Annotated in this window: 14 protein-coding genes; 8 read left to right on the top strand and 6 right to left on the bottom strand. The window is 33.9% G+C overall.

Annotated features, from left to right (window positions below):
• Positions 1–19 precede the first annotated feature (19 nt).
• Positions 20–397 (bottom strand): hypothetical protein, encoded by a 378-nt coding sequence (locus tag EA412_04590; GenBank protein ID TVR80495.1) that lies wholly within the window; start codon positions 395–397, stop codon positions 20–22.
• A 46-nt stretch (positions 398–443) separates the two neighbouring features.
• Entirely contained in the window at positions 444–1,238 is a 795-nt protein-coding gene (locus EA412_04585; GenBank protein TVR80494.1) for an META domain-containing protein, read from the bottom strand.
• Between the two features lie 120 nt (positions 1,239–1,358).
• Between EA412_04585 and pyrF the strand changes: the two genes are divergently transcribed.
• From pyrF to EA412_04560, 5 genes are all read left to right on the top strand, one after another.
• Complete coding sequence (pyrF, locus tag EA412_04580) at positions 1,359–2,168, top strand: orotidine-5'-phosphate decarboxylase (GenBank protein TVR80493.1); 810 nt, start codon at positions 1,359–1,361, stop codon at positions 2,166–2,168.
• An 87-nt stretch (positions 2,169–2,255) separates the two neighbouring features.
• Entirely contained in the window at positions 2,256–3,536 is a 1,281-nt protein-coding gene (locus EA412_04575; protein TVR80492.1) for a DUF2851 family protein, read from the top strand.
• 134 nt (positions 3,537–3,670) lie between these two features.
• On the top strand, positions 3,671–3,889 hold the full coding sequence (locus EA412_04570; GenBank protein ID TVR80491.1) for a PspC domain-containing protein: 219 nt from the start codon (positions 3,671–3,673) through the stop codon (positions 3,887–3,889).
• Complete coding sequence (locus EA412_04565) at positions 3,889–4,701, top strand: hypothetical protein (protein TVR80490.1); 813 nt, start codon at positions 3,889–3,891, stop codon at positions 4,699–4,701. Before EA412_04570 ends, EA412_04565 begins: the two co-directional genes overlap by 1 nt.
• Positions 4,702–4,932: 231 nt before the next feature.
• Complete coding sequence (locus EA412_04560; GenBank protein ID TVR80489.1) at positions 4,933–6,879, top strand: hypothetical protein; 1,947 nt, start codon at positions 4,933–4,935, stop codon at positions 6,877–6,879.
• Positions 6,880–6,980: 101 nt separating this feature from the next.
• On the opposite strand, the gene EA412_04555 is transcribed toward EA412_04560, so the two are convergent.
• Positions 6,981–7,835, bottom strand: coding sequence for a universal stress protein (locus tag EA412_04555; GenBank protein TVR80488.1), 855 nt, complete (start codon positions 7,833–7,835; stop codon positions 6,981–6,983).
• A 52-nt stretch (positions 7,836–7,887) separates the two neighbouring features.
• On the opposite strand from EA412_04555, the gene EA412_04550 reads away from it, so the two are divergent.
• The gene (locus EA412_04550) at positions 7,888–8,769 is read left to right on the top strand and encodes a phosphorylase (protein TVR80487.1); all 882 of its coding nucleotides are present in this window, start codon (positions 7,888–7,890) and stop codon (positions 8,767–8,769) included.
• Positions 8,770–8,898: 129 nt separating this feature from the next.
• Positions 8,899–11,838: a hypothetical protein gene (locus EA412_04545; GenBank protein ID TVR80486.1), complete on the top strand. Its 2,940-nt coding sequence runs from the start codon at positions 8,899–8,901 to the stop codon at positions 11,836–11,838.
• A gap of 2 nt (positions 11,839–11,840) precedes the next feature.
• On the opposite strand, the gene EA412_04540 is transcribed toward EA412_04545, so the two are convergent.
• Positions 11,841–12,875 (bottom strand): agmatinase, encoded by a 1,035-nt coding sequence (locus EA412_04540; protein TVR80485.1) that lies wholly within the window; start codon positions 12,873–12,875, stop codon positions 11,841–11,843.
• A 38-nt stretch (positions 12,876–12,913) separates the two neighbouring features.
• A complete protein-coding gene (locus EA412_04535; protein TVR80484.1) occupies positions 12,914–14,149 on the bottom strand; it encodes an imidazolonepropionase in 1,236 nt (411 codons plus the stop codon).
• 94 nt (positions 14,150–14,243) lie between these two features.
• Here EA412_04535 and EA412_04530 point away from each other — a divergent pair, with 94 nt between their 5' ends.
• Positions 14,244–14,813 (top strand): N-acetyltransferase, encoded by a 570-nt coding sequence (locus tag EA412_04530; GenBank protein TVR80483.1) that lies wholly within the window; start codon positions 14,244–14,246, stop codon positions 14,811–14,813.
• Positions 14,814–14,892: 79 nt separating this feature from the next.
• On the opposite strand, the gene EA412_04525 is transcribed toward EA412_04530, so the two are convergent.
• Positions 14,893–15,111, bottom strand: coding sequence for a hypothetical protein (locus tag EA412_04525; GenBank protein ID TVR80517.1), 219 nt, complete (start codon positions 15,109–15,111; stop codon positions 14,893–14,895).
• Positions 15,112–15,608: the final 497 nt, after the last annotated feature.

The raw sequence follows: 15,608 nt of genomic DNA, 5'->3' as shown, positions 1-15,608 counted from the left end.
GAAAATAATCTACCATATCTTAAGGTTGCGATTCAATGCATTTTTCTGCCAATTCAAAAATTAATTCATCCGGCAATGTTAACACTTCATCAATGGTGTAAGTATATTGGAGTTTTTCTAAAAAGCAGTTACAGTAGTGATCCGGATTCAAACCTTCAATTTGAGTAGCATCTCTTTTACAAGATTCCAAAAATGCATTTTTTTCATATTCTGTCCATTGAGATTCCGAACTTAAATCTTCCTCTACAGCTTCGTCTGCCAATTGCCGGCTTCCGGCACAAGACGAAAACATGAAAACAAATAAAACCAGAAAGAGAGTATATAAAATGTAACGTTGAGAAGAAATAATAAATAATTGCATAAATTTTAATTTTTGTACTTGGTGTTTGATAAACATTTAAGTCCCGTCAAACGGTTATCGTTTTTTGGAAAAGTTGACTAAGCTAATCAAAAAATCTGTATTCAAACCTGGCTAACGGAACTAACCTGGCCTGATTTAATTGAAATGTATCCGCCCTTACATGATAATTATCTGCCTGCTCTAATACTTCCATAAGATTTTGTTCTGTTTCCATATCCGCACAGGCCATGCGTGTTAGTCCCATTTGCGAAAATGAAATCCGGTTACCATCACTGAGGTTATAGCTTCCGTGAAAAGTATTACAACCGGCATGTCCACTTACCTTTTCACCTTCTTCAAACTGAATATAGGGAAGTTTTTTAAGGGTTTCATTTATATGAATTTCTTCACCATTCAGCTCCACAAGATACCATTTCTTATTCCTGATATTATTTGTTTTTTTAACTAAATTAAAGTCTTCACCTGTATCATTCTTAATTCTTTTAGAATCTTTATCGAGCAAGATTAGCCTGTTTTCTCCAACCATAAAAGACATTTGCTCATTTTCTAAAAAAATCTTCCCACCGTATTCATCCCATGTAAAAAAGCCCTCAGAAACTAACACTTGAGCACTTCGACCCAAATATCGCTTACTTAAGATAAATTCGGATTTATCATTAATTTTAACTTCAGTTTGTATCCCTTCACAATCTGCACATGGTAAAACTCCTCTGTAAACTCCAGCCCAATCCAGTGAATTTTTACTATTATGAACTCCTATATAAGATGCTTCTGAGGAATCATCAGAGGCTAAATTTCGGTTTGAACAACTTATCAACGTAAAAAACATCATACCGAAAAGCATGAATGATTGAAAAAAGGTGTTTAGTTTTGGCATAAAATTAATTTTCGGCAATAAGAATACTTTCAAAGATAATTGTTCTTAAAGTTATTTTTACAAAATACAATCTTAGGTTTCGCTTTACAATGAACAAATACTGTTCCTAAAAAGAAAAAAATGAACTTACAAACACTAAAAGCTGCAATTTTCAATAAAAAGAGTTTTTTATGTGTCGGTTTAGATACTGATGTCACAAAATTACCACATCACCTGAAAGCAAATGCAGAAGGTATGCTGGAGTTTAATAAAGCAATCATAGACGCAACCCTTCCTTATGCGGTTTCTTATAAAATCAATACGGCTTTTTACGAAGCTATGGGCGCTGAAGGCTGGAATGTAATGCAAAAAACCGTTGCTTATCTGCCCGATGATGTTTTCAAAATTGCCGATGCAAAAAGAGGAGATATTGGTAACACAGCTGCTCAATATGCAAAAACTTTTTTTGAACAAATGAATTTTGATGCGATAACTCTTCACCCTTATATGGGTTTAGAGACTTTTGAACCCTTTTTGGCTTATACTGATAAATGGATAATCCCTCTTGCTTTGACATCAAATCCGGGTAGTGAAGATTTTCAAAAAACAGATATGCACTCCGGTAAAATGTATGAGCTTTTCTTATCTAAAATGGCCTCCCGCTTCACTCCGGATAAATGTATGTTTGTTGTCGGTGCTACTCAAAAGGAGTATCTTGAAAAAATAAGATCAATTAGCCCAAACCATTTTTTATTAATTCCGGGTGTCGGCACTCAAGGCGGCAAAATTGAAGATTTAATTCCATTTACAAACAAAGAAAATGCAGGTATGCTGGTAAATGTATCCAGAGGAATTATTTTTGCCTCATCAGATAAGGGTTTTGCTGAAAAAGCAGCCCTTTCGGCAAAAAACTATCAAAGTCAAATGTCTCCTTTTTTCGAAAAATTTTAACAAGTTTTTTCTTTAAATTTTACTTTATTCATATATATTTTTATTTTTATCCTGTTTTAGTATTCTTTAACCAGAAGCAAACCGGATATGAAAGAGGATTTTTTGCATTTTGTATGGAAGTATAAAAAATTTAACCCTGTCAATTTACAAACAGATGACGGACAAAAGCTGCTAATCACTAAATCAGGTTTTCATAATTATGACGGCGGACCGGATTTTTTAGATGCGCGCATAATGCTGGACGAGACTTCCTGGGCTGGAAATGTAGAAATCCATATCAAAGCTTCTGACTGGTATGCTCATGGACACCATCTTGACAAAAAATACAACAATGTGATTTTACATGTAGTTGCTAAAAATGATAAAGTCATATTCCGTGAAGATGGCACGAAGGTTCCCGCATTGAACATTTCACCTCTGCTTGATTTGGGCATTTTAAGACAATACAAATTGTTGCAGCAGGCAAAAGCTAAAATACCCTGCCACAGTTTTTTGCCGGATATTGACAGGTTTATTATTGATCAGTGCCTGGACAGGATGATAGTCGAAAGACTTGAAGATAAAACAAAAGAAATTCAGGATGTTTTACAGAAAGAAAAAAATGACTGGGAATATGTTTTCCTTATTTTTCTATCAAAATATTTAGGAGGGCCGGTAAATAGTTTACCAATGGAGTTGCTTATCAAAAGTATTTCCTATAATACATTTCAAAAAAAACAAAACAGCATTCATCATCTCGAAAGTCTGCTTTTTGGACAGTCAGGAATGTTAAATACGATAGAATCTGACGATGACTATATAAAAGCATTAAAAGCGGAATATTTTCATTATAAAAAAACCGAAGATCTTAAACCTATAGAAAATAAAATATGGCAATTTTTAAGGCTGAGACCGGGAAATTTTCCTACCATTCGGATAGCCCAGCTTTGTAGTTTATATCATCACTCTCCACGACTGTTTCACACTTTATTGATGGCCAGCTCTCCTAAGGTAGCCAGACAAATTCTCAATGTTTCGGCTTCAGAATACTGGAATACACATTATGTTTTTAATAAAACTTCAAGAAAAAAAGAAAAAAAACTAGGTAAACATACCGCTAACTCTATTCTGATAAATGTTGTGATTCCTTTTATGTTTTTATACGGGAGCTTCAGGGGAAAAGAAAGTTTAAAAGATAAAGCTCTTTCATGGCTTGAAAACATTCCGGCAGAAAACAACTCAATTACAAAAACATGGCTGGAAAATGGAATAAAAGCTAAAAATGCATTAGAAAGTCAGGCACTTATAGAATTAAAAAAATATTATTGCACTCCGAAACAATGTCTTAAATGTAACATTGGTATTAAAATACTTGAGTCTCAAAGTTGAGAAGTCACTTTCAAAACAAATAAAAAAAGAGGAAAAAAATTCACATTTAATGAAAACTGTTTAACTTTATAATAAATAAGTACGAAAATTCAATTCTTTTAATACTGAATTTATCATCAGAAAAATCTGTCAAAATGAATAAATTAAAGAACTTTATAGAGGTAAACGCCTTCGGTGTATGCAGCTATTTAGGTGAAAAGATAGGTATCCCAAGTAACTGGATTCGTTTATTTTTTATTTACACTTCATTTATAACCATTGGTTCCCCACTCATAGTGTATTTGTCCTTAGCATTTCTGATTCGGTTAAAAAACTTTTTCAAGATTAAAAAACAAAGTAGTTTTGATTTTTAATGCAGTTAAGTAAGCCTTCAGTTGTATTCATTTTTTTCTTTTTTCTTCATTTTTCCTTGTCTGCTCAGTCTCCTCTATTATTTGATGTAGGTCATGTACACAATGATTATAATAAGTGCAAGCCTTTAGAAGCTGCCCTAGAAAAAGGTTTTGGCAGTGTAGAAGCTGACGTATTTTTGCGAAAAGGTCAATTAGTCGTAGCACATACCGGTATCGGGGCATTGAGAATGCGCTCATTAGAAGATATGTACTTTAAACCTTTGGCTGAAAAAGTGAGAAAAAATAATGGCAGTGTGTTTAAAAATGGACCTAAAGGATTTATTCTCATGATTGATGTAAAATCTGATGCCGAAGAAACTTATGACAGCCTTAAAGTTTTGTTTGATAAATACCGGTTTATGCTGACCGAATTTACTCCGGAAAGTACCAAAAAAAATGCGGTTACCATCTTAATTTCCGGTAGAAGAAATTATGAACAGATACTTTCAGACAATCCCAGATTTGCTGCAATTGACGGTAGGTTAGCTGATTTAAACAGCGACTATAATATTCATGAAGTACCCAGAATTAGTGCCGCCTACAGAAGTCTTTTTAATTGGAGAGGTATTAGGGCAAGTATGCCTGAAAGCGAATTAACCCTATTAAGGGAAATAGTAGTACAAGCTGATTCAATTGGAGTTGAACTCAGATTTTGGGGAGCTACAAATAGAAAAAAAGTCTGGGAAACACTATTAGATGCCGGAGTACACCGAATTAATGTGGATCGAATCAAACGATTTAAAAATTTTAAGCTTGAAAGAAATCAAAATTGATTCTTAGTAAACTACTTTAAATTTCAGCAATTAAATAATCACATGTTTTGAATTAAATAAAAAATAGAAATTCAGTTCAGTTTAAATATTTACGGGAATTTTATAGCTTTAAAGAACAAATATTTTCAAACGAACTGATGTAAATTCTCTTTTTTCAAATTATATTCTATATTTGTCAATTGTGTTTAATCTTAAGGATAAGCAATCAAGAAATTACTAATCTTAATATAAATGTGTTTAACTAAATTTTATATTCTTTTTAATCTCTTTATTCTTTTATCCTTTATCAATCCATTAAAGGCTAATATCAATATAGATTCCTTGTTATCAATTTGGGATGATGAAACTCTAAGTGACACTGTCCGATTAAATGCGCTAAAAACAGTTGCTTGGGATGGATTAGCTTTTAAGAATGCTGACAGTGCTTACATACTTGCCAATAAACTCCTGGATTATTCTACAGAAAAGAATGTAATTAGATATCAGGCTGATGCTTTAATAACCTTAGGGGTATTAAGTAGTTTCAAAGGGGATAATACAAAAGCATTGGATTACTACTACCGGGCTTATGCGTTAAATAAAGAACACGACAGAAAACGCGGAATGTCATCAAATCTGTTAAACATTGGCAATATATATCTGGATCAGGGAAATTCAATCAAAGCATTGGAAAATTTTTACAGCGCTCTCAGAATAAATGAAGAATTAGGCGATAAAGGAGGTATAGCTACAAATCTAATTAATATCGCAAATATACATACCGAACAGGGCGATTATGATGCTGCTATGAAATTTTACCGACAGGCAAAAGAGATAAACTCAGAAATCAAAAACTTTAGAGGTATAGTTATATCTTATTATTTTATCGGAGACCTCTTTAAAAAAATGGGAGACTATGAAAATGCCCTTAAAAATTTTTATGAGTCTTTATCGATTTCAAAAGCTGAAAAATTAGATGATGCAATTGCTGCTAACAGTGAAAAGTTAGGTAGCCTGTACCTAAAAGATGGTAACTACATTCAGGCTGAAAAGTATTATAAAGAAGCTTTATTAAGATATACGAACGTAAGCATGAAGTCTGGAATAGCAAAAGCATTTAATTCTTTAAGCAATTTGTTTATTCATACCGGAGATTTACCTTCAGCGCTTAGGTATGCTAAAAAGTCTATGGACATAGCATTGGAGATTGAAAATGTAGAAAGTTTACGAAATGCATCCCAAAGTCTGTCAGCTGTATACCATAAGATGGCGCAATATAAAGATGCCTTTGAAATGCACCTTCTTTTCATAGAAATGCGGGATAGTATTGCAAACATTGAAAATCAGCGAGAAGCCATTCGAATGAATGTAGAACATGAATATGATAAGAAAAAAGCTTTAATTGAATCGGAACAGGAAAAAAGAGAAGCTTTGGTTTTTGAAGAAATGCGCAGAAAAAACTTTCAAATTATAGCATCTCTAACCGGTCTTAGCATGACAATTTTACTTGCAGGCTTATTCTTTGTTCAACGAAATAAAATAACTAAAGAACGCAATAGAAGTGAAGATTTACTTTTAAATATCCTTCCGGCAGAAACTGCAAATGAACTCAAAGAAAAGGGTTACGCAGTTGCAAAGCAGTATAATCAGGTTACCGTATTATTTACAGATTTTATTGGTTTTACAAAAGTTTCTGAACAACTCAAACCTCATCAGTTAGTTGAAATAGTTAATGAGTGTTTTAGTGCTTTTGACAGAATAATGGAAAAATACGAAATAGAAAAAATTAAAACAGTCGGGGATGCTTATATGGCGGCTGGAGGAATGCATGGAAACATAGAAAACCATGCTGTCAATATGATAAATGCTGCTATTGAAATTCAATTATTTCTGAATCAATTTAATATAAAACAGGAAATTAAAGGCAATCAGCCACTAAAAGCCAGAGTGGGTTTACATACAGGAGCTGTTGTTGCCGGGATAGTCGGCATAAAAAAATTCCAATATGATATATGGGGAGATACGGTAAATACCGCTGCCCGAATGGAAAGTAATGGAGAGACCGGCAAAGTGAACATTTCTGAAACTACCTATAAGTTGATAAAAGAACATTTCAATTGTGAATATCGAGGTGAAATTGAAGTAAAAGGAAAAGGAAAGGTTGCAATGTATTTTGTTAATAAAAAGGATGATGCTTAGCTTAACTATTTGTTTTTAAAAAATTATCCAACCAATATTATAATAAAAAAAAGCACCCTTGAATAACAAGAGTGCTTTATAATTTTCATTTGATTTCAATTTTATTCCGGGCGCAGTGTATAAACCGGTACTTTACTTCCGGTAATAATTTTTCTTGCACTGGAACCAATGGCAACATCATTTTTTTTCTTTTCCGCCCTTACCATTATAAGTATTAAATCAGCATTTGCATTTTCAGCATAGTCAATTACTGAATTAGCGATATTATCATGCCTGATCATCTTTATTTTCACAGGTATTCCTGCCTTATCAACTATTTCAGCTGCTTCCTCAAGCTTATCTTTCATTTCCTTTAGATTATGCGTAAACTCCTCAAAAAATGTTGACACAGAAATTAAATGAATTTCAGAATCAAAGGATTTTGCCAATTTAATTGCCTGATTCACTTTTTGAGTAGTCTGCTTAGTCGTATCTAAAGGAACTACAATCTTTTTAAAATCTACCGGCACTTTAGCTCCCCTAACAACAATTACCGGGCAGTTAGAAAAATGTACAACTCTATAGGCATTTGAACCTAAAATGTATCTTTGAATATTAGTGATTCCGGATGCGCCATGGGTTCCCATTACAATTAAATCTGCAGATTCTTCTTCTCTGATTTTCTCGATTTGCTCATAAATTTTGCCTTCTGTCATCCTTACTTTAATCTCAATATCATGCAAACTTACATTTTCAGATTTAATCTGTTGCAGCTTCTTATTTAGAGCCTCCTGCATCACGTCATTAATATTAAGCGCTTCATTCAAATGCTTATAGTTATCTGTAGACTCAATAACATGTAAAAGCAATATTTCTGCATCAGAATGTTTACACATAATAGCTGCATATTCAAGAGCCTCTAAAGAAAGTTTAGAAAAATCTGTCGGTACTAATATCTTATTAATAGATAGTTTCATAGGAATTAAAATTTTATTTACGAAATTTGCGACAAATATAACATAATTTCTAATGATAAGAGTTATTCCAGAAGCAGAATTGATAATAAATCCGGATGGAAGGATTTATCACTTAAACTTACACCCTGATGATGTTGCTGACACAATTATTACGGTTGGCGATCCCGACAGAGTGAAAATGATTACTAATTATTTTGATAAAATCGAGATAAAGGCTGCAAACAGAGAGTTTGTAACTCATACCGGTACTTTAAACGGAAAAAGGTTAACCGTAATTTCTACCGGTATCGGTACCGATAATATAGATATAGTGTTAAATGAGTTAGACGCTCTCGTAAATATTGACTTTAATACACGAACAGAAAAAAAAATAAAAAAATCCTTAAATATCATCCGAATTGGAACTTCAGGAGGACTACAAAAAAATATACCCCTTGATTCATTTGTTATTTCTACCGGTGGTCTGGGATTAGACGGTCTTTTACATTTCTATAAATACCTCAAAAGTGATACTGAAGAGAAAACAGAAAAACATTTAAGCGAATACTTAAATCAGTATAACCAAATTTTCAGACCATACTTTAGAGAGGCCTCGGCTAAGCTAATCTCAGCCTTTCCGGAGGATCAGTTTGTAAGAGGCGTCACAGCTACCTGCACCGGATTTTATGGTCCTCAGCAGCGCTCTCTTAGAGCGAAACCTGCTGCTGAAGACTTTCTGGAAGTGCTCACTAAATGGAAGTTTGAAAAAAGTCAAATCACAAATTTTGAAATGGAAACTGCCGGGATTATAGGAGTCAGTAATCTCTTAGGTCACCATTCTACCAGTCTGAACGGAATCATCGCCCAAAGGCATGACGGGAAATTCAGCTCCAATCCCGGAAAAACCGTTAAAAGACTTATTGAATCAGCACTACCCATAATATTGAAAATTTAAGTCTTTGCTTTTCATAAGCTTTCAATCTGTATTTTTAAAAATATAACGATTGTTATTAATTTTTCATGCCGGAGTGATGAAATCTAAATCTAAAATTGCATTTTAGCAGGTTGAATAAGAAAACTGTTAATGAAAAAAACTTCTGTAATTTTTTGTTTGTCAAAACATCCCGATCTCGGTATTTGGCCGGAAGCCTTTTGGATAAACTATTTGGATGAGCATGAGATGTCTTTCAAGTATGAAAAAGCTATGCCTGATGAAGTAGAAAACGAAGCAGAATACATTAAAGAAGGTGTGAAAATTTGTGAACTGCTAAACCCGGTATCCCTCCACAAGAAATTTGCCCCAAAAGTAAAAATGCATCCTATTGAATGGGTCGTAAAAATTAAAGCCGAAAAATCAGCTACATCCGAATTACTGGAAGACTATTTTGGGAATAATTTGCATAGGCTTTTAACTATCTTAAAAGATAAAAAAATCGGTTACAGACACAAAATGGACCAGCATCCCGGTTTACAACTCAAAAGCATTTCAAATCAGGAATTAGATATCGTTTTTCACTTTGAAAGATTACCGGCAAACACTCGCTATTACATTCAAATCACGAACAATGAAGAAGTAAAACTACACGAAAATGTCACGCTTTTAAATAATTCTCCCTGTTATGTGCTCCATAATGAGACTATTTATCCGGTAAAAAAACCTTTAAAAGGTAAAAAACTGATTCCTTTTTTCAGAAAACCATACATACAAATAGGTATAGAAAATGAAGAGAAGTATTATACTACTTATATTGCTAATACCCTTAAAGTTTTCCCTTGTAAATTAATCAACATTCCACTTGAAAAAGAATATCCAAAACCTGAGTTTAAGCTGGTTTTGACCGAAGACATCAGGAATGGTAACCCTTTGTTGAAACTTGACATTTTTTATAATAAATTAAAAATTAATCATAGCCATAAATCAGATTTTAATGTTGAAGTAAATGAAAATGTAGTAAAAAATGGTTTTACCTTTACCTACAGAGATAAACCTATAGAACAAAAAGCTATTGATTTACTCGTTTCTACCGGTCTTCAACAAACAATAGATGACTTCCATTTCAGCATAGAAAATGAAAAATTACTCGATAAGTATCTGGAATTTTTACAAGATCATAAAACCCTTTTACATGAAAATGAAATAGGCATTGATGCCAACTGGAATGGGATGATTTACCAAACCGGGAAACCCCAAATTAAAAGTAAAATCGAACATAAAAAAGAGGACTGGTTTGACGTTCAAATCTCTATCCAAATAGGGAAATTTGACATACCTTTTTACATGCTTAAAAGACACATAAAAGACAATAACAGACAATATATATTGCCGGATTCTACTGTTTTCTTAATTCCGGAGGAGTGGATGGCAGCATTTAAGGATTTAGATAGATTCGGCAAAAAAAATGAGGATGAGTTTCTGATTAAAAATATTCATCTGCAATGGTTCAACCAAAACAGTAAAATCGGTAACTTTTTAACCTTTGATAAAGAAAAAACCAAACAAATATTTAATGCTGAAATAGAAAAAACGGAGCTTCCGCTTAATTGGCAAACTAAGCTCAGGCCATACCAACTTAAAGGTTATGAATGGCTTTGTCATTTACATAAACATGAACACGGAGGTATTCTTGCCGACGATATGGGGCTTGGGAAAACTATACAAATGCTGGCTTTTATAAAGAAAACAAAACAAGAGCTTACAGAAAATAATGAGAAAAAAACTATTGCTGTAGAAAATGAATCAAACGTACAGCTTTCCCTTTTTGATACACCGATTCAACAAAAAAAGCACTTTACTGCCTTAGTAATTTTACCTACTTCTTTGCTTTTTAACTGGGTTGATGAAATAGAAAAGTTTTGCCCGGACATCAACTATTCGATTTATAACAGTTCGAAAAAAACGCAAAATAGTTCCAATTGGAAAAAATTTAACCTTATTTTAACCAGCTATGGCCTTTTCAGAAATAATATAGATTTATTCAGAGAGTATCCCTTTGATATGGTAATCGCAGACGAAAGCCATTATTTTAAAAATCCGAATGCGAAGATTTTCATGAGTTTGTCTCTGCTAAAAGCTAAAAGAAGGTACGCAATTACCGGCACCCCGGTTGAAAATGGACTATCGGATTTATGGAGTCAGTTGAGTTTTGTAAATCCGGGTATCTTAGGCTCTTTTAAGTCTTTTAAAGAAAGTTTTATTTACCCTATAGAAAAGCTAAACTGTCAGTCTACTAAGGAGAAACTACAAACTATTATTCGGCCTTTCATATTGAGGCGAAAAAAACAAGAAGTAGCCAAAGACTTACCGGAATTGACGGAAAAGGTGATTTTTTGTGAAATGAGTGAAACTCAAAACGAATTGTATGAGGAAGAAAAGTCCCGCTACAGAAACATGCTTTTATCAAATATTAGCGGTGATGATTCTAAAGCAGGGAATTTTAACTTCCACGTTTTAGAAGGCTTGAATAAGCTTCGGTTGATTGCAAACCACCCACAAATGACTTTTAGTGAGTATGAAGGTGATTCCGGCAAGTTCAATGCTGTTATAGATACTTTAGACACTTTGACACAGGAAGGCCACAAAGTGCTTATTTTCTCTCAGTTTGTAAAACACCTGGAACTTTTCAAAGCAGTTGCAAATGAGAGGAATTATGAATTTTCATGGCTAACGGGCGCAACCAAAGACCGTCAAAAGCAAGTGGAACAATTTCAAAAAGAAGAAAATCGAAAATTATTTTTCATTAGTCTCAAAGCCGGTGGTGTTGGACTTAACTTAACCGCTGCAGATTATGTATTAATGTTAGACCCCTGGTGGAATCCGGCTGCTGAAGAGCAAGCGTTAAACAGAGCTCATAGAATTGGCAGAAAAAATAAAGTAATGGTTTTTCGCTTTATTACTAAAGATTCTATTGAGGAGAAAATCAGAAAAATGCAGATTAATAAAAAACTACTTTCTGCCGACTTCTCAGGAAGCTCCAATCCAATTAAGCAATTGGATAAGGAAACTATCTCCGAATTATTTAATTAATCTTATGCTAATGCATTGCATAACCTAAATAATGTACGGGCACCTACGATGCAGTCCCATTCGTGTTTTTCAGATGCAACTTCAGACAAATCAAAGCCTATAATTTCCCGGCCAGAGGCTTTTACTTTTTGAATAATATAAAAAGCTTCATCTAAACCGTAACCTCCCGGTACCGGGGTGCCTGTATTTGGACATAATTTTGGATCCAAAGCATCTATGTCAAAGGAAATGTAAACTTTTTGCGGAAGGGCCTCTACAACTTCATCTACTATTTCTTCATACTTTTTACCGGCAAACAAATCCCTTTTTACGTCCCGGTCATAAAAACACTTTATACGATCCGGATTTGAGCGTATAATATCTGCCTCACCTGATGACAAGTCTCTAATACCAAATTGCACCAATTTTTCTAAATTTTCAATTTTAAGGGCATTATAAAAAATAGAAGCATGAGAGTGGGTAAAACCTTCATAAGCCGGTCTTAAATCAGCATGCGCATCAAATTGCAAAACACCGAATTTTTCATGCTTTGTTGATAAAGCTTTTATGAAACCTAATGGAGTACTGTGGTCGCCTCCCAAAAGAGCAACCTTCTTTCCGTTATTCAGTAACTTATTTGTTTGTTCAAAAACCCAGTTATTCATCTCCTCAGATGCTGCATTAATTTCTTTTAAAATATTAGAGAATTGAGGGTGGCTATCTACATCTCCTCCTTTTTCCTGAAATTTTATTAACTCAAATGCCTTAGGTCTCAGCAAATTACTGTTTCGCAACATTTCAACAGATGGCTCCAGCATGAAAAACCCGGCTTTCCATGAATCCGGATAATCAGAATCATACAAATCCACCTGATAAGAAGCATTTAAAATTCCTTTTACAGAATTAGCAGTTCCCGCACGATATGAGACAGTAACTTCCCAGGGGACAGGCAATATAATGATTTCAGACTCATCAAAATTAAACGGGAGTCCAAATAAGGCATCATTGGATGCTAACCCATCTGCATCGAACTTCTTTATTTTTTCAGCTTTATCCATCTTGTATTTTTAACTTCTTAAATGTTTAATGTTCATTATTATTGCAATTGCCCTTCAATAAAAACAGACTCAATCAATGAGCTGCCAAAAGCATAGGGTATAAAATCAACAGAAGGAATCTTTTTTGTGATAAAAAAGTCAGCTCTTTTGCCTTTAGTAATACTTCCGGCATTTTTTTCAAAGCCCATTGCATAAGCTCCATTAATAGTAGCCGCGTTTAAAGCTTCTTCCGGGAGCATTTTCATTTTTATACATGAAAGAGAAACTACAAAAGGCATATTTCCGGATGGAGAAGAGCCGGGATTATAATCAGAAGCAATGGCTACGGGCAATCCCGAATCTATCATTTTTCGGGCCGGAGCATATTCCATTCCCAGATAAAAAGCCGTTGAAGGCAGTAAAGTTGCCATCGTTTTGCTGTTTTTTAACACCGCTATTTCTTCCTCACCAACACACTCCAAATGATCGACAGAAAGGGCATTATTTTTTACCCCAACCTGAATACCCCCTGAAAAATCCAGTTCATTTGCATGAATTTTTGGCGGCATATTATATTTAGCAGCTGCTTGTAATATACGATCTGTCTGCTCAACAGAGAAAAACCCTCTGTCACAAAACACATCGCAATAATCAGCAAGCCCTTCATCTGCTATTTGTGGTAACATTTTATCAATAATCAAATCAACATAAGCATCTTTCTTTTCCCGAAACTCCATTGGGAAAGCGTGTGCGCCTAAAAAAGTAGATTTAATTTGCACAGGGCTGATGGATTTTAGCTTTTTTATAACTCTCAGCATCTTTAATTCACTTTCTAAACTCAAACCATAACCGGATTTTATTTCTACTGATGTGGTTCCCATATCTTTAATCTCTCCGAGTCTTAAAAATGCAGACTCAAGCAAACTTTCTTCACTTGCCGTTTCCATCAATTTTGCAGAATTTAAAATGCCCCCTCCCCTTTTGGCTATTTCTTCATAGCTCAATCCTTTTATTTTATCTACAAACTCTTTTTCCCGGCTTCCGGCAAAAACGATGTGAGTATGAGAGTCACACCAACCGGGCAAAACAGTTTTCCCCGAAGCATCCACCACCCTTGTAGCTCTTTCAGGAGCATTTTCCATTTTACCAAAATCTATTATTTTACCTTTACTGACCAATAAAAATGCATTTTCAATCACTGTAAAATCTTTCATTTCTGCACCTTTTCGAATTGATTTTCCTTCTGTATCTACTCCGCCCAGAAAAGCGATATTCTTCAATAATAAATCTGACATATTATATTTTTAGTTTTGTTCAAAATTAGTTAAAAGCTATTTGAAAATGTTATAGTTTTAAATTGCAAAATTATTAAGCAAAAGAAATATTTTAATGTCTATTAAACAAATAAACTTTAGTGAAGTTGCCCTGCAAGTAAATCAAAATCTCTTTTTAAGGTCTGTCAGAGTTTCTGAAGCTAAAAAATTATATGAGCTTATAAACGAAAATCGCAGTTACCTTGACAGATTTCTGCCCTGGGTAGAATTTAATAAAACGGAAAAAGATAGCCTGCGCTTTTTAGAGCACTGCTGCAATCAATTTTTCACACATAAAGAACTGCATTTATTCATAGAGTATGATAAAGAGATTTGCGGACTTATAGGTTTGGAAATAGATTTATTTAACAACCGAGCTGACATTGGCTATTGGATTACAGAAGAAATGTCCGGACGGGGAATAATGACCAAATCACTATCTGAATTGGTGAAATTTTCATTTAAGGTCTTAAACTTACACAAATTGATTATTAAGTGCAACCCTGAAAATAAAGCAAGCAAAGCCATTGCTGTCAAAAATAACTTCACTTTAGAAGGTCATTTAAAAGAGCATGAAAAAATTAAAAATAAATACTTTGATTTACTGCAATACCGTCTGCTGAAATCTGAATATTTAGAAAATTAAATAGAAATACTATTTAGTCTGCTAATCTATTCTGTCAGAAGAAGAAGAAGTATGTGAAAGAGTAGGGGGCTAAAATGACTTATTTATCATCGCCTATCTTATCGATTTGTTTATCAATTTTTTTGTTTGCTTCATCATCCAATTTTTCAGCAGCCCTTTCTAAAGCGCCTTTATTTTCTTTAGATTCAACTTGTCTTTCTTTAATAATGATAGTTTCTTTTTGAGATTCGGATTCACTACAAGAAATGAATGAAAAAATAGGTAAAAGAAGTGCAATTGTTAAAATTAACTTGTTCATTGTATATGGTATAATTATGTAATTTAATATTTTTATTACCATGCGAAAGTAAATCTAATTTGCGGTTATTATGTTGCAGAATAATGGATAATAGTTGTAAAATCCACACATTCAAACTTGTCTGATGTGGAAATGCTTCGCAAGGCAAGGCGAAAGACCCAAGAAGAAAGTAGGCAGCGGCAGTAGGCACTAGGCAGTTTATGTCAAAATTATAATGAAAAATGCTTGCAAGACCCAAATTTCAAGAAATCAAAAATTCAAAGGCAACAATTATATTAGCCTGCTCATAAAAGAGACAACCTAAAAAATTTCCGTCATTGGTAACGCGACTACCGTAAATGTTGGATTTTGTAGATGCTCTCGAGTCGCGTGTGATAATCTCCTGAATAGAACCTCCGGCTGGCATTCAATGTTCTAGGGCTATTTCTTAAGTTAGATTTTTCATAATTTCAAGTCCGCTGACTTCGACTCCGCTCAGCCACCTATCTACCTTTCAA

This window comes from Chitinophagaceae bacterium (assembly GCA_007695095.1).
In the GTDB taxonomy this organism is placed as follows: domain Bacteria; phylum Bacteroidota; class Bacteroidia; order Chitinophagales; family REEL01; genus REEL01.
This window is presented reverse-complemented; position numbering and strand designations above follow the sequence as displayed.

What these genes read in the sequence shown, in the direction of transcription:
- EA412_04550 (TVR80487.1), top strand. Translation starts at nt 7,888, where the DNA reads ATGATAAGAGTTATTCCAGAAGCAGAATTGATAATAAATCCGGATGGA.
- EA412_04590 (TVR80495.1), bottom strand. Translation starts at nt 397, where the DNA reads ATGTTTATCAAACACCAAGTACAAAAATTAAAATTTATGCAATTATTT.
- EA412_04565 (TVR80490.1), top strand. Translation starts at nt 3,889, where the DNA reads ATGCAGTTAAGTAAGCCTTCAGTTGTATTCATTTTTTTCTTTTTTCTT.
- EA412_04540 (TVR80485.1), bottom strand. Translation starts at nt 12,875, where the DNA reads ATGGATAAAGCTGAAAAAATAAAGAAGTTCGATGCAGATGGGTTAGCA.
- EA412_04525 (TVR80517.1), bottom strand. Translation starts at nt 15,111, where the DNA reads ATGAACAAGTTAATTTTAACAATTGCACTTCTTTTACCTATTTTTTCA.
- EA412_04535 (TVR80484.1), bottom strand. Translation starts at nt 14,149, where the DNA reads ATGTCAGATTTATTATTGAAGAATATCGCTTTTCTGGGCGGAGTAGAT.
- pyrF (TVR80493.1), top strand. Translation starts at nt 1,359, where the DNA reads ATGAACTTACAAACACTAAAAGCTGCAATTTTCAATAAAAAGAGTTTT.
- EA412_04585 (TVR80494.1), bottom strand. Translation starts at nt 1,238, where the DNA reads ATGCCAAAACTAAACACCTTTTTTCAATCATTCATGCTTTTCGGTATG.
- EA412_04555 (TVR80488.1), bottom strand. Translation starts at nt 7,835, where the DNA reads ATGAAACTATCTATTAATAAGATATTAGTACCGACAGATTTTTCTAAA.
- EA412_04530 (TVR80483.1), top strand. Translation starts at nt 14,244, where the DNA reads ATGTCTATTAAACAAATAAACTTTAGTGAAGTTGCCCTGCAAGTAAAT.
- EA412_04575 (TVR80492.1), top strand. Translation starts at nt 2,256, where the DNA reads ATGAAAGAGGATTTTTTGCATTTTGTATGGAAGTATAAAAAATTTAAC.
- EA412_04545 (TVR80486.1), top strand. Translation starts at nt 8,899, where the DNA reads ATGAAAAAAACTTCTGTAATTTTTTGTTTGTCAAAACATCCCGATCTC.
- EA412_04560 (TVR80489.1), top strand. Translation starts at nt 4,933, where the DNA reads ATGTGTTTAACTAAATTTTATATTCTTTTTAATCTCTTTATTCTTTTA.
- EA412_04570 (TVR80491.1), top strand. Translation starts at nt 3,671, where the DNA reads ATGAATAAATTAAAGAACTTTATAGAGGTAAACGCCTTCGGTGTATGC.